The following is a 13,590-nucleotide window of genomic DNA, read 5'->3' on the forward strand; positions in this document are numbered from 1 at the left end:
CCGTATCGTCAACGCGGCTTGTGGCGGCGGTTCGGCGAGGGGCGCCGCAAGGCGGCTAAAAAGTTATAATTTAGCGGATTTTGGCCGACTTCCGCAATGCACCAACCGCAACGGCAAGCCTTTTCGGCCCTTGGAGCGCTGTGGGCCGCGCTGTGGAAAGGATCGGCCCTCTCGTGTCCTACGACTCGCGTCGCCCCGCCCCGCCTGCGTCCCGTGCGGCCGGGTCACGGCCTCGCAAGATGTCCCACGACGACTTCGGAAAACGAATTTGAAATTACATCAGGATGCCAGCGGCGCCCTCAACACCGTCACCGGTTATGGCGCCGACTACGTCGAAATCAATCTGGTGCGTCATTCGGGCAGCATTCTTGTGCTGCCGAACGCGCCGGTCATCCCTTGGCCCGTCTCCTCGTTCGATCAGTTGAGCGCCGAGCATTTCGCCATGCTGGTGGACGCCGCACCCGAAGTGGTGGTGTTCGGCAGCGGCGAACGGCTGCGGTTTCCGCATCCGCGGCTGACCGCCGCGCTGGCCGCGAAGCGCATCGGCGTCGAAACCATGGACTTCAAGGCCGCCTGCCGCACGTACAACATTCTGATGGCCGAGGGCCGCAAGGTCGCGGTCGCGCTGCTGATCGAAGGTTAGCGGGAGCCGCGGGAGCGGGTTGGCGTCCGGTTGATGTCCGGTTGGTGCGCTTGTGCGGCGGCGTGGCGTCGATCCGGCTCGCGTACGGGCCGTAGAGCAAGCGGCGGACGTTTCCCTACCCGCAATCCAGCAAGTTCGCGCCGCAAGACAGACCGCGCACCTGGCCGCGTCGGGGCCGATAACGTACACTGCGCGCCATCGGAACCGGGCGCCGTTGCCCAACATTTCCAGACAACACCGCTTCGCCGCCCCGCGCGGCGTCGCCAAACAGGTTAAAAACCCATGAACGATATGCCGTCGAGGCTACCGCTCAACCGCACGACGATCCTGCTGCTCGTGCTGGCACTCGCCGCGATCTGGTTCGTGCCGCTCGGCTGGCGCCATCTGCTGCCGAGCGACGAAGGCCGCTACGCCGAAATGGCGCGCGAGATGTTCGTCACCGGCGACTGGATCACGCCGCGCTACAACGGCTACAAGTACTTCGAGAAACCGCCGCTGCAAACCTGGGCGAACGCGCTGACGTTCGCCTGGTTCGGCATCGGCGAATGGCAGGCGCGACTCTATACGGCGCTGACGGGCTTTGCCGGCGTGCTGCTGATCGGCTTCACCGGCGCGCGCGTGTTCAACGCGGCCACCGGCGTGTTCGCCGCGATCGTGCTGGCCACGTCGCCGTACTGGAACCTGATGGGCCACTTCAACACGCTCGACATGGGCCTGTCGTTCTGGATGGAGCTGACGCTGTGTGCGCTGCTGCTCGCGCAACGCCCCAACCTGCCGACCGCGAACGTGCGGGCGTGGATGTGGGTGTGCTGGGGCGCGATGGCGCTCGCGGTGCTCTCCAAGGGCCTCGTCGGCCTGATCCTGCCGGGCGCGGTGCTGGTGCTCTACACGCTGATCGCGCGCGACTGGGCCGTCTGGAAGCGTCTGCATCTGATCGGCGGTCTGATCGTGTTCTTCGCGATCGTCACGCCGTGGTTCGTGCTGGTGCAGCAACGCAACCCCGAATTCCTGAACTTCTTCTTTATCGTCCAGCAGTTCAAGCGCTATCTGACGCCTGAGCAGAACCGGCCGGGACCGTTCTACTACTTCGTGCCGGTGCTGCTGGTGGGCTTCCTGCCGTGGCTGTCGGTGACCGTGCAGAGCCTGCGCCACGCGCTGCGCCTGCCGCGCCAGCCGAACGGCTTCGCACCGGTCACGCTGATGCTGGTGTGGACCGGCTTCATCTTCCTGTTCTTCAGTGCGTCGCACTCCAAGCTGCTGTCCTACACGCTGCCGATCGCCCCGCCCATCGCGCTCGTGATCGGCATGTACCTGCCGCTCGTCACGCGCGATCAGTTGCGCCGCCATCTGGCCGGCTATGCGCTGTTTCTCGTCGTCGTCGCGTTCGGCGCGCTGTTCATGACCCGCTTCGGCAGCGAGCGCAATCCCGCCGAGCTGTATGCCGAATACCGCAGTTGGGTGCTGGCGGCGCTCGGCGTGGCGTTCGTGCTGACGCTGGCGGCGTTGTGGCTGAACCGCCGCAGCCGGGCCGGCGGCCTCGGCGCGCTCGCCACGTTCGGCGCGGCGTGGCTGCTGCTCGGCACGATCGCCGGCACCGGTCACGAAGTGTTCGGCCGGTTGAGTTCCGGCGCGCCGCTCGCGCCCGCCATCAAGGCCGAGATCGCGAAGCTGCCGCCGGACACGCCGTTCTACTCGGTCGGCGTGCTCGACCACACGCTGCCGTTCTACGTCGACCACACGATGATCATGGTCGCGCACCCCGACGAACTGGCGTTCGGCATTTCCGTCGAACCGCAGAAGTGGCTGCCGAGCGTCGACGCCTGGGTCGAGCGCTGGAAGGCCGACCGCTACGCGCTCGCGCTGATCCCGCCGTCCACCTACGACCAGTTGCTGAAAACCGGACTGCCGATGCAGGTGATCGCCCAGGACTCGCGCCGGGTCGTGGTCGCGAAGCCGCTTCCGGCTTCGGGCACGGCGCCCACGCTGGAAAAACCGCAATCGTGACCCCATCTCAGGACCTGATCGTTCAATGAATCCGATTTCCCTCTTCTGTATCCTCGCCGGCGTGACGTTGAACGCCTGCGCGCAGTTGCTGCTCAAAGCCGGAACGAATGCCGTTGGACACTTCGAATTCACCCGTGCGAACATCCTGCCCATCGGTTTCCGGATCGCGACCCAGCCGCCGATCATCGCCGGGCTGGCCTGTTATGGGATCAGCCTCGTCGTGTGGATCGTCGGGCTGTCGCGGGTGGACGTGTCGATCGCCTATCCGATGCTGTCGCTCGGCTACGTCGTCAATGCGTTCGCCGCGTGGTATCTGTTCGGCGAAGTCATGTCGGTGCAGAAGCTGATCGGGATCGGCGTGATCCTGATCGGCGTGCTGATTCTGGCGCGCAGCTAGGCGTCACGGCGCGGCAGCGATTTGCCGGGGCCGATTTATTACCGTTTATTGCCTGCGCGTCCTGGTGCTCCAGGAGCGCAGCGGCTCAACGGCTCAGACCGACGGCAGGCTGATTGCGAAAAGAGACCGCCGGCGAGCGCCATGAACACGCCGCCACGCCGGCTCAGCAAGACGTAAGCTTGACCGCGGTATGCTGTGCGGTTGCACCTTTTTTAGTTGTGGCCTTGGGTTTGCGCGGACTTTGTGGTTTACTGCGCGCCCTCTGGCTGACAAGCCTTTCAATCGAGCGAAGCATTCATGACCCAGCCAACCGTGCCGTTTTTGCCGTTTGTGAAACCTGAAATCGATGAAGAAACGATTCAGGGTGTCGCCGAGGTCCTGCGCTCCGGGTGGATCACCACCGGTCCGCAGAATCAGAAGTTCGAGGCGGCGCTCTCCGAGTTCTGTGGCGGCCGTCCGGTGCGCACGTTCAATTCCGGCACGGCGACGCTCGAAATCGGGCTGCGCATTGCCGGCGTGGGTGAAGGCGACGAAGTCATCACGACGCCCGCGTCGTGGGTCTCGACCAGCAATGTGATCTATGAGGTCGGCGCGACGCCGGTGTTCGTCGACATCGATCCGGCCACCCGCAATATCGACCTCGATCTGCTCGAAAAGGCCATCACGCCGCGCACCAGGGCGCTGATTCCGGTGTATCTGTCCGGCCTGCCGGTCGATATGGACCGTCTGTATGAAATCGCCCGCGCGCACAAGCTGCGCGTGATCGAAGACGCCGCGCAGGCGTTCGGTTCGAGCTGGAATGGCGAGCGCATCGGCAAGCTGGGCGACATCGTGTCGTTCAGCTTCCACGCGAACAAGAACCTGACTTCGATCGAAGGCGGCGCGCTGGTGCTCAACAACGAGGAAGAAGCGATCCTCGCGCAGAAGTACCGTCTGCAAGGCATCACGCGGTCAGGCTTCGACGGCATGGACTGCGATCTGCTGGGCGGCAAGTACAACCTGACGGACGTCGCCGCGCGCGTCGGCCTCGGCCAGTTGCCGCATATCGAGCGCTTCACCGCGCAGCGCCGCACACTGGCGCGCGCCTACTTCGACGGCTTCGCGGGCGGCGCCGCGGTCAAGCTGGGCCTGGGCCTGCCGCTTGCGGACTTCGACAACAGCAACTGGCACATGTACCTGGTCACGCTGCCGCTCGAGAAACTCTCGATCGACCGCGCGGGCTTCATGGGCGAACTGAAAGAGCGCGGCATCGGCTCGGGCGTGCACTACCCGGCGATCCATCTGTTCTCGCTGTATAAAGCGCGCGGTTTCCGGGAAGGCATGTTCCCGCACGCCGAGCGCTATGGCGCGAGCACCGTCACGCTGCCGCTCTTCACGCAGATGAACGAAAGCGACGTGGCGCGGGTCTGCCGCGCGGTCAATGAAATTTGCGAACAATACGGAAAATAAGCGGAAATGAGTTATTCGGAACATCGCGCTGTCGCACCGGAAGTGTCGATCATCATCCCGGTGTACAACGAGGAAGCCGGGCTGGCTGCGCTGTTTGCGCGCCTGTACCCGGCGCTCGACGCGCTCGGCACCGGTTATGAAGTGATCTTCATCAACGACGGCAGCCGCGACAAATCCGCCGCGCTGCTCGCCGAGCAGTTCCGCGCGCGCCCCGACACCACCCGCGTGATCCTGCTGAACGGCAACTACGGCCAGCACATGGCGATTCTCGCGGGCTTCGAGCAATCGCGCGGCGAGATCGTCATCACGCTCGACGCCGATCTGCAGAACCCGCCGGAAGAAATCGCCAAGCTCGTCTCGAAGATGCGCGAAGGCTACGACTACGTCGGCACGATTCGTCTGCAACGCCAGGACAGCCTGTTCCGCCGCAAGGCCTCACGCGCGATGAACCGGCTGCGCGAACGCATCACCCGTATCAAGATGACCGACCAGGGCTGCATGCTGCGCGCTTACAGCCGGCACATCATCGACACGATCAATCGGTGCGGCGAAATCAACACGTTCATTCCGGCGCTCGCGTACACCTTCGCGCAGAATCCGGTCGAAATCGAAGTCGCGCACGAAGAGCGCTTTGCCGGCGAATCGAAGTACTCGCTGTATTCGCTGATCCGCCTGAATTTCGACCTCGTGACCGGTTTTTCGGTGGTGCCGCTGCAATGGCTGTCGTTCATCGGCGTGATCCTGTCGCTCGGCTCGGCGGCGCTGTTCGTGCTGCTGCTGATTCGCCGCTTTATCATCGGCGCGGAAGTGCAAGGTGTGTTCACGCTGTTCGCCGTGATCTTCTTCCTGCTGGGCGTGATCATCTTCGCGCTCGGGCTGCTCGGTGAATACATCGGCCGGATTTATCAGCAGGTGCGCGCGCGTCCGCGTTATCTGGTGCAAACCATTCTCGAGCAGCGCGACGGCACGACCGTGGCCGAAGCGCCGCGTCAGGCCGTCGTGCAGGCCGTGCAGGCCGCGCCGCTGGTCGATCAGGGGCCGAATCCATGAAGCCGCGCGCCGTCGTATTCGCGTATCACAACGTCGGCGTGCGCTGCCTGCAGGTGCTGCTCGCGCGCGGCGTCGAGGTGGCGCTGGTCGTCACGCATGAAGACAGCCCGACCGAGAACATCTGGTTCGGCAGCGTCGCTTCGATCGCGGCCGAACACGGCATTCCGGTCGTCACGCCGGCGGATCCGAAAAGCGCCGAACTGCGCGCCGCGGTAAGTGCCGCGCGGCCGGACTTCATCTTCTCGTTCTACTACCGCCACATGTTGCCGGTCGACCTGCTGGCGCTCGCCGCACGGGGCGCTTACAACATGCACGGCTCGCTGCTGCCGAAATACCGCGGCCGCGTGCCGACCAACTGGGCGGTGATCCACGGCGAAACCGAGACCGGCGCGACGCTGCATGAAATGGCCGCCAAGCCCGACGCGGGCGCGATCATCGCGCAGACGCCGGTGCCGATCCTGCCCGACGACACCGCCGCGCAAGTGTTCGACAAAGTCACGGTGGCCGCCGAGCAAACGTTGTGGCGCGTGCTGCCCGCCTTGCTGGCCGGCGAAGCGCCGCATCTGCCGAACGATCTCACGCACGGCAGCTATTACGGCGGGCGCAAGCCGGAAGACGGCCGCATCGACTGGACGCAATCCGCGCAGCAGGTCTACAACCTGATCCGCGCGGTGGCGCCGCCCTATCCCGGCGCGTTCACGGATCTCGACGGACAGCGTTTCATCGTCGCGCGCGCGCGCCTGGCCGCGCCCGGCGCGCTTCGCTCGGATTTGCCCCCGGGCCTGCACGTAAGCGATAATGCCGTTTTCGCGATCTGCGGCGACGGTCGCGCGATCACGATCCACGAGTTGCGGCGCCAGCTAGACGGCAGCGAAACTGTCGTCACGCCGGCCGAATTCGCCCAGCTCACTCAGATTCCCTCCCAAATTCCTCGCTCCTCATGAAAAAAGTCCTGATTCTGGGTGTGAACGGCTTCATCGGCCATCACCTGTCCAAACGCATTCTCGAAACGACCGACTGGGAAGTCTTCGGGATGGACATGCAGACCGAACGTCTGGGCGACCTGATCAATCATGAGCGGATGCACTTCTTCGAAGGCGACATCACGATCAACAAGGAATGGGTCGAGTACCACGTCAAGAAATGCGACGTGATCCTGCCGCTGGTCGCGATCGCCACGCCCGCCACCTACGTGAAGCAGCCGCTGCGCGTGTTCGAACTCGACTTCGAGGCGAACCTGCCGATCGTGCGTTCGGCCGTGAAGTACGGCAAGCACCTCGTGTTTCCGTCCACGTCCGAGGTCTACGGCATGTGCACGGACGAGCAGTTCGATCCGGAAGAATCGCAACTGTCGTACGGTCCGATCAACAAGCCGCGCTGGATCTACGCGTGCTCGAAGCAGTTGATGGACCGCGTGATCTGGGGTTACGGCATGGAAGGCCTGAACTTCACGCTGTTCCGTCCGTTCAACTGGATCGGCCCGGGCCTCGACTCGATCTACACGCCGAAGGAAGGCAGCTCGCGCGTGGTCACGCAGTTCCTCGGCCATATCGTGCGCGGCGAGAACATCAGCCTGGTGGACGGCGGCGCGCAAAAGCGCGCGTTCACGGATATCGACGACGGCATCGGCGCGCTGATGAAGATCATCGAGAACAAGGACGGCGTCGCCACGGGCAAGATCTACAACATCGGCAACCCGACCAACAACTTCTCGGTGCGCGAGCTCGCGCACAAGATGCTGGCGCTCGCGGCCGAATTCCCGGAATACGCGGAACTTGCAAAGAACGTGCAACTGGTCGAAACCTCGTCGGGCGCGTACTACGGCGCCGGCTACCAGGACGTGCAGAACCGCGTGCCGAAGATCGACAACACGATGCAGGAACTCGACTGGGCGCCGAAGTCGACCTTCGACGAAGCGCTGCGCAAGATTTTCGAAGCGTATCGCGGCCACGTCGGCGAAGCCCGTGCGCTCGTCGAACAGCAATAAGGGCTGATCCTTGGCCCGTATCGTTCTGAAGATCGACGTCGACACGCTGCGCGGCACCCGCGAAGGCGTGCCGAATCTGGCACGCATCTTCGACCGCTTCAAGGCGCGCGCCACTTTCCTGTTCAGCCTCGGGCCCGACCACACCGGTTGGGCGATGCGCCGCGTATTGCGGCCGGGCTTTCTGAAGAAGGTGTCGCGCACTTCGGTGGTCGAACATTACGGCGTCAAACAGCTGATGTACGGCGTGCTGCTGCCCGGTCCGGACATCGGCGCGAAGACGTCGGCGGAAATGCGCGCGATCCACGAAGCCGGCTTCGAATGCGGCATTCATACGTGGGACCACGTGTACTGGCAGGACAACGTGCGCGTGAAAGACCGCGCATGGACCGCCGCGCAAATGCGCAAAAGCCATGACCGGTTCGTCGACGTGTTCGGTGCGCCGCCGGTCACGCATGGCGCGGCCGGCTGGCAGATGAACGGCCACGCGTTCGAGCAGATCGACGCGTGGGGCATGCGTTACGCGTCCGACGGCCGGGGCCGTTCGCCGTATCTGCCGGTGGTCGACGGCAAGACGCTCGCGCACGTGCAGATGCCCACCACGCTGCCCACGCTCGACGAAGTGCTCGGCGTGGACGGCGTCGAACTGCACAACGTCGCCGCATGGATGCTGAAGCACACCGAAAACAATCCGCACGATCAGGTGTTCACGCTGCACGCGGAACTCGAAGGGCAAAAGCTCGCGCCGGTTTTCGAACAGCTACTGGACGGCTGGCGCGCGCAAGGTCATACCTTCGCGACCATGGGTGATTACTACGCCACGCTAGACCGCGACACGTTGCCATCGTACCCTGTTACGTGGGGCGAAATTCCAGGCCGCTCCGGCGAGTTGATTGTCCAGCCCTGAGCGGACCGCCAACCGTCGGCAGCCCGCCTGACGAACCGGCCGCCGCGCGAGACCATGCCGCGCGCCGGCCACCTCCCCCAGCCTCGATGCCAGGCCGACGCCGCCACAGCCCTGCTGCGGCGCCGACCATAACAACCGGAGAACCTCGTGCCCATCGCAGTCGACCAACCCATCCCCGACTTCACCGCCCCCGCTACCGGCGGCGAGATCACGCTGTCCAAACTGCGGGGCAAGAAGGTGGTGCTGTATTTCTATCCGAAGGACAACACGCCCGGCTGCACGACCGAAGGTCTGCAATTCCGCGACCTGTATCCGAAGTTCAAGAAGGCCGGCGCGGAAATCCTCGGCGTGTCGCGCGACAGCCTGCGCTCGCATGACAATTTCAAGGCGAAGCTCGAATTGCCGTTCCCGCTGATCTCCGATCCGGAAGAAACGTTGTGCGCGCTGTTCGGCGTCATGAAAATGAAGAAAATGTATGGCAAAGAAGTACGGGGAATCGAACGCTCCACGTTCCTCATCGACGCTGAAGGGGTGCTGCGCCAGGAGTGGCGCGGCGTGAAGGTGCCCGGCCACGTCGACGACATTCTGGAGGCTGTACAAGCACTTTGAGGCGCGCTATATTGGACCGCAATGAGTGCCTGTCCACCCCAAATTATTCGCCGCTGCGCCAGACTCGACGGCCGTTTTACCGGATCTGCCGGTGCTGTCGGAGTCGTGAGGCGCAACGCGAGCATTGAAGGCGAGCCGCTTGCCCCGTACGCCGGGGCGGCGGCTTTTTTAATTGCGCGCGGCCGTTCGTTCACTCGGCTGCGTGCTTCCGTTAAGGAGCCGATCGAAACCCAGGCGAACCGGCATCTCTAGACCGAATGCGCGCCTCCGGGCGCAAACTGCGTGCGCACTCATTGGCACCAGCAGAATGCGACAGGCGGCGCACGATATGTGACCCGATTAATTCGAGGGAAACCATGCCTTTGCCTACTCCCCCCAGCAAGCTCGGCAATCTCCTGCCGCCTGACGAATACAAGGCTAAAGCCGCTACGCCGGCGCGCTCCGCCTCGAAGAAACAGGCTGGCGACGGGGAAGCCGCAGAGTCGGCCGATTACGGCCGCGCGAACGTCGCCAAGCCAATGGCGAATGCCGCCAATGCTGCGACCACCTTGCGGACCGTGCCGGCGTCGTCGGCAACCCCTGTTGCGAATGCTTCCGCGGAGCAGGCTGCTCCGGCGCGCAGTCGCAAAACGAAGCAAACCGCTGCCCTGTTGCAGCCGGTTCCCGCCGCCCGTCCGCACGCCGAGCCGGCCGCACCCGCGGCACAACCGGTGGTTGCGCGCGCGCCGAGCGCGAAGCAGGCCGACGCCGCTGCACCCGCAGCCGTTGCGCCCGCCACACGCGGCGCCGGCAAAAAACGCAGCACGAGCGCCGACCCGGCCGAAGTGCAGAAGCTGTTCGTGCTCGACACGAACGTGCTGATGCACGATCCAAGCTGCCTGTTCCGGTTCGAGGAACACGACGTCTATCTGCCCATGATGACGTTGGAAGAACTCGACAACCACAAGAAGGGCATGTCGGAAGTCGCGCGTAACGCTCGCCAGGTGAGCCGCACGCTGGACGCGCTGGTGGCCAACGCCGGCAATATCTCCGACGGCATTTCGCTCGCCCGTCTGGGCAGCCGCGAAGCGTCCGGACGTCTCTTCTTCCAGACCACGCTGGCCACCATCGAACCGGTGGAAGGCCTGCCGGAAGGCAAGGCCGACAACCAGATTCTCGGCGTCGTGCGCGCGTTGCAGCGCGACCGGATGGATCGCCAGGTCGTGCTGGTGTCGAAAGACATCAACATGCGCATCAAGGCGCATGCGCTCGGCCTGCCCGCCGAAGATTACTTCAACGACCAGGTGCTCGAAGACAGCGATCTGCTGTACTCGGGCATCCGCGCGCTGCCGCAGGACTTCTGGACCAGGCACGCGAAGGGCATGGAGAGCTGGCAGGACACCAAAACCGGCACAACGTATTACCGGGTGACGGGTCCGCTGTGCGCGTCGATGCTGGTCAACGAGTTCGTCTATCTGGAGCCGCAAAACGGCGAACCGGCGTTCCATGCGCTGGTGCGCGAGTTGAACGGCAAGACGGCGCTGCTGCAAACCTTGCGCGACTACGGCCACCACAAGAACAACGTGTGGGGCATCACGGCGCGTAACCGCGAGCAGAACTTCGCGCTGAACCTGTTGATGAATCCGGAGATCGACTTCGTCACGCTGCTGGGTCAAGCCGGTACAGGCAAGACGCTGGTCGCGCTCGCGGCCGGTCTGGCACAGGTGCTCGACGACAAGCGCTACAACGAGATCATCGTGACGCGCGCCACGGTGCCGGTCGGTGAAGACATCGGCTTCCTGCCGGGTACGGAAGAGGAAAAAATGCAGCCGTGGATGGGTGCATTCGACGACAACCTCGAAGTCCTGCAGAAAACCGACGACGCCGCCGGCGAATGGGGCCGCGCCGCGACTCAGGAGCTGATCCGTTCGCGCCTGAAGGTCAAGAGCATGAACTTCATGCGCGGCCGCACATTCGTGGACAAGTATCTGATCATCGACGAGGCGCAGAATCTGACGCCGAAGCAGATGAAGACGCTGGTCACGCGCGCGGGTCCGGGTACGAAGATCATCTGTCTGGGCAACATCGCGCAGATCGATACGCCGTATCTGACCGAAGGCAGTTCGGGGTTGACCTACGTGGTCGACCGCTTCAAGGGCTGGGCGCACAGCGGGCACGTCACGCTGGCGCGCGGCGAACGTTCGCGGCTTGCCGATTACGCGTCGGAAATTCTTTAAATTTCAATTAGTTAGAAGCTTGCCGAAGCTGCCTCCGGAGTCTTCCGGAGGCAGCTTTTTTATTGCCGACGCGTTTTGCGCGGAGCAACACTTAGCGCATGAACTTCAAGTAATTTGTCAAGACTTCTTGCCGGAGCGATGCGCCACGGGCTACTATCCCGAAATCGTCCGCCGTTAAACGAGCGTTTACCCGCTCTCCTCGTCTTCATGCGCCGACTCGCCTTGTCCCTGCTGACCGTTCTGCTGCTTGCCGCCTGTGCCGGCGCGCCGCAGAAGACGTCGTCGCGCGGCTCGTCGGGCAGTTCGATCGTCGTCGCCAACGGCGCTTATCATGCGCCGCCGCCGGGCTTTCCGAATTTCGTGGATCACAGCATCGGCCGCGAGGAAATCTCGATTCAGGCGATGGGGCTGGTCGGCATTCCATACCGTTGGGGCGGTAATACGCCGGATAGCGGCTTTGATTGCAGCGGACTGGTTCGCTATGTCATTGCGCGGGCGGCTTCGGTGAATCTGCCGCGCACCACGGCGGATATGAGCGGACGCGGCGAGTCGATCGAGCCGGACGAGATCGCGCCGGGTGATCTGATTTTCTTCAACACGACCGGACGGCCGCATTCGCATGTCGGCATTTATGTCGGCAAGCTGCGCTTCGTCAATGCACCGTCGACGGGCGGCACCGTGCGGCTCGATTATCTGACCAACCCTTATTGGGCCAAGCGCTTCGACGGGATTCGCCGCGTCGCCGCACCGGCCGCGACGCCGGCACCGTTCGATACGCCGAGCTATCAGGCCGCGGCACCGCTGCCGGAGCGGGTTGCGCCGGTGGCGCAGCAGGCTGCGCCGGCTTATGCGCAGTCGGCGACGCGCGTCGCGACCGCGCCTCACGCACCATTGACCGCTGAGGCGCAACCCATCACCGCCGCAGCGGGTCCGCAAGCCGATCCGTTCGAACCGCCGCCGCCCGGCATGAGCGCCGCGCAAATCCAGGCCCGCGCGGCGGGCGCTGTGTCGCCGACGCCGGTTCCGGCCGCTCAAGCCAGCGCGTACGACGGCACGCTCGGCACAGCCCCCGCTCAGCAGCCGACAACCCCACGCGCCATCCCGCAGACGGCGCCCACTCGTGCGCCCGACCCGATCGACGCCGCCGCGGATGCGTTCGAACCGCCGCCGCCCGCATCGGTGGCCGCACGTCAGGCTCAGCGCGCCGATGCGAATGGCGGCGTGCAGATCATGCGAGCGTCGACAGCCTCGCGCGGCATCCCCGCTCCGACGCAAACCACCGACGACCCGATCGCCCGCTTCGCCAACGGCAACTTCTAACCATCTTTGCCTGGTGCGCTGTTCGTCGGCGCGGTGTCTGCAGGCATAAGACGCCCCGCTACACCCGCGCCGCCGATCTGCTATCGTCATCGATATTCTTCCGACAGCGGGTGGTGACGATGGATCTTGGGCTGAAAGACAAGGTGGTATTGATCACAGGCGGCAGCAAAGGAATCGGCCTCGCCTGCGCCCGCGCGTTCGCCTTGGAAGGCGCCAAAGTCGCAATCGTCTCGCGCGACCCCGCCAATCTCGCGCGCGCTTACGAGCAGTTGAAGCAGGAAGACCTGCACGTACACCGAACCCGAGCCGATCTGCACGAGCCGCACAGCGCTGCGGATATCGTCGAAGAAGTCAGCAGCGCGGTCGGCCCGATCGACGTGCTGATCAACAGCGCGGGCGCTGCGCGCCGCTACGACCCGGAAACGCTCGATGCCGACGCGTTCCGCGCCACCATGGAAGCGAAGTATTTCCCCTACATCTACCCGCAGCAGGAAGTGCTGCGGCGCATGGCCGAACGCGTGAAGGCCAACAGCGGCGCCGAACCGGGCACGATCGTGAACATCATCGGCATGGGCGGCAAGATCGCGAGCGACATCCATATTGCGGGCGGCGCCGCGAATGCCGCACTGATGCTCGCCACCGTCGGCCTCGCGCACTATTACGCGCGCTACGGCATCCGCATCAACGCGATCAATCCGGGATCGACGCTGACTGAGCGCGTCGAGGAAGCGGTCAAGCTGGAAGCGTCCCAGCAAGGCATCGAGAGCGCGGACGCGCTCGCACGCGGGCAAGCCAAGGTGCCGCTCGGCCGCTATGCCAAACCGGAGGAAATCGCCGACGTCGCGCTGTTTCTGGCGAGCCGCCGCGCGAGCTATGTGACGGGCGCGATTGTCCCGATGGATGGAGGCAGCGCGCCGCTGATCTGAGCGGCGCGCTGTTATTCAAGCGTTAGTTACCGAAGGAGCGGCGCGGCGCGCATGAAACGCCGGCGCTGCGCCCTTACGGCAAAAG

The 13,590-nt window shown here is 64.3% G+C and carries 12 protein-coding genes; all 12 read left to right on the plus strand.

What is annotated here, in order from left to right; all coding sequences use genetic code 11:
• Nucleotides 1–268 precede the first annotated feature (268 nt).
• The 12 genes from FA94_RS10500 (at nt 269) to FA94_RS10555 (ending at nt 13,505) form a co-directional block, all read left to right on the plus strand.
• Nucleotides 269–643: an Mth938-like domain-containing protein gene (locus tag FA94_RS10500; protein ID WP_035550512.1), complete on the plus strand. Its 375-nt coding sequence runs from the start codon at nt 269–271 to the stop codon at nt 641–643.
• Between the two features lie 282 nt (nt 644–925).
• Nucleotides 926–2,647 carry a glycosyltransferase family 39 protein gene (locus tag FA94_RS10505; protein ID WP_035550515.1) on the plus strand — a complete coding sequence of 574 codons (1,722 nt, stop codon included), beginning with the start codon at nt 926–928 and terminating at the stop codon, nt 2,645–2,647.
• Nucleotides 2,648–2,672: 25 nt separating this feature from the next.
• Entirely contained in the window at nt 2,673–3,044 is a 372-nt protein-coding gene (locus tag FA94_RS10510; RefSeq protein ID WP_035550517.1) for an SMR family transporter, read from the plus strand.
• Nucleotides 3,045–3,341: 297 nt separating this feature from the next.
• On the plus strand, nt 3,342–4,493 hold the full coding sequence (locus FA94_RS10515) for a DegT/DnrJ/EryC1/StrS family aminotransferase (protein WP_035550519.1): 1,152 nt from the start codon (nt 3,342–3,344) through the stop codon (nt 4,491–4,493).
• A gap of 6 nt (nt 4,494–4,499) precedes the next feature.
• Nucleotides 4,500–5,543, plus strand: a complete 1,044-nt coding sequence (locus FA94_RS10520) for a glycosyltransferase (RefSeq protein ID WP_035550521.1) — start codon at nt 4,500–4,502, stop codon at nt 5,541–5,543.
• Nucleotides 5,540–6,487, plus strand: a complete 948-nt coding sequence (locus FA94_RS10525; protein WP_035550523.1) for a formyltransferase — start codon at nt 5,540–5,542, stop codon at nt 6,485–6,487. The genes FA94_RS10520 and FA94_RS10525 overlap by 4 nt, the downstream gene beginning before the upstream one ends.
• A complete protein-coding gene (locus FA94_RS10530) occupies nt 6,484–7,530 on the plus strand; it encodes a bifunctional UDP-4-keto-pentose/UDP-xylose synthase (RefSeq protein ID WP_051980521.1) in 1,047 nt (348 codons plus the stop codon). The genes FA94_RS10525 and FA94_RS10530 overlap by 4 nt, the downstream gene beginning before the upstream one ends.
• Before the next feature lie 10 nt (nt 7,531–7,540).
• The gene (locus FA94_RS10535; protein ID WP_035550526.1) at nt 7,541–8,434 is read left to right on the plus strand and encodes a polysaccharide deacetylase family protein; all 894 of its coding nucleotides are present in this window, start codon (nt 7,541–7,543) and stop codon (nt 8,432–8,434) included.
• A 147-nt stretch (nt 8,435–8,581) separates the two neighbouring features.
• A complete protein-coding gene (locus FA94_RS10540; protein WP_035550529.1) occupies nt 8,582–9,043 on the plus strand; it encodes a peroxiredoxin in 462 nt (153 codons plus the stop codon).
• Between the two features lie 356 nt (nt 9,044–9,399).
• The gene (locus FA94_RS10545; protein ID WP_035550532.1) at nt 9,400–11,259 is read left to right on the plus strand and encodes a PhoH family protein; all 1,860 of its coding nucleotides are present in this window, start codon (nt 9,400–9,402) and stop codon (nt 11,257–11,259) included.
• A 207-nt stretch (nt 11,260–11,466) separates the two neighbouring features.
• Nucleotides 11,467–12,579, plus strand: a complete 1,113-nt coding sequence (locus FA94_RS10550) for a C40 family peptidase (RefSeq protein WP_035550536.1) — start codon at nt 11,467–11,469, stop codon at nt 12,577–12,579.
• Between the two features lie 119 nt (nt 12,580–12,698).
• Nucleotides 12,699–13,505: an SDR family oxidoreductase gene (locus tag FA94_RS10555; protein WP_035550539.1), complete on the plus strand. Its 807-nt coding sequence runs from the start codon at nt 12,699–12,701 to the stop codon at nt 13,503–13,505.
• Nucleotides 13,506–13,590 lie beyond the last annotated feature (85 nt).

Origin of the sequence: Burkholderia sp. 9120, assembly GCF_000745015.1 — a bacterium.
Lineage (GTDB): Bacteria > Pseudomonadota > Gammaproteobacteria > Burkholderiales > Burkholderiaceae > Paraburkholderia.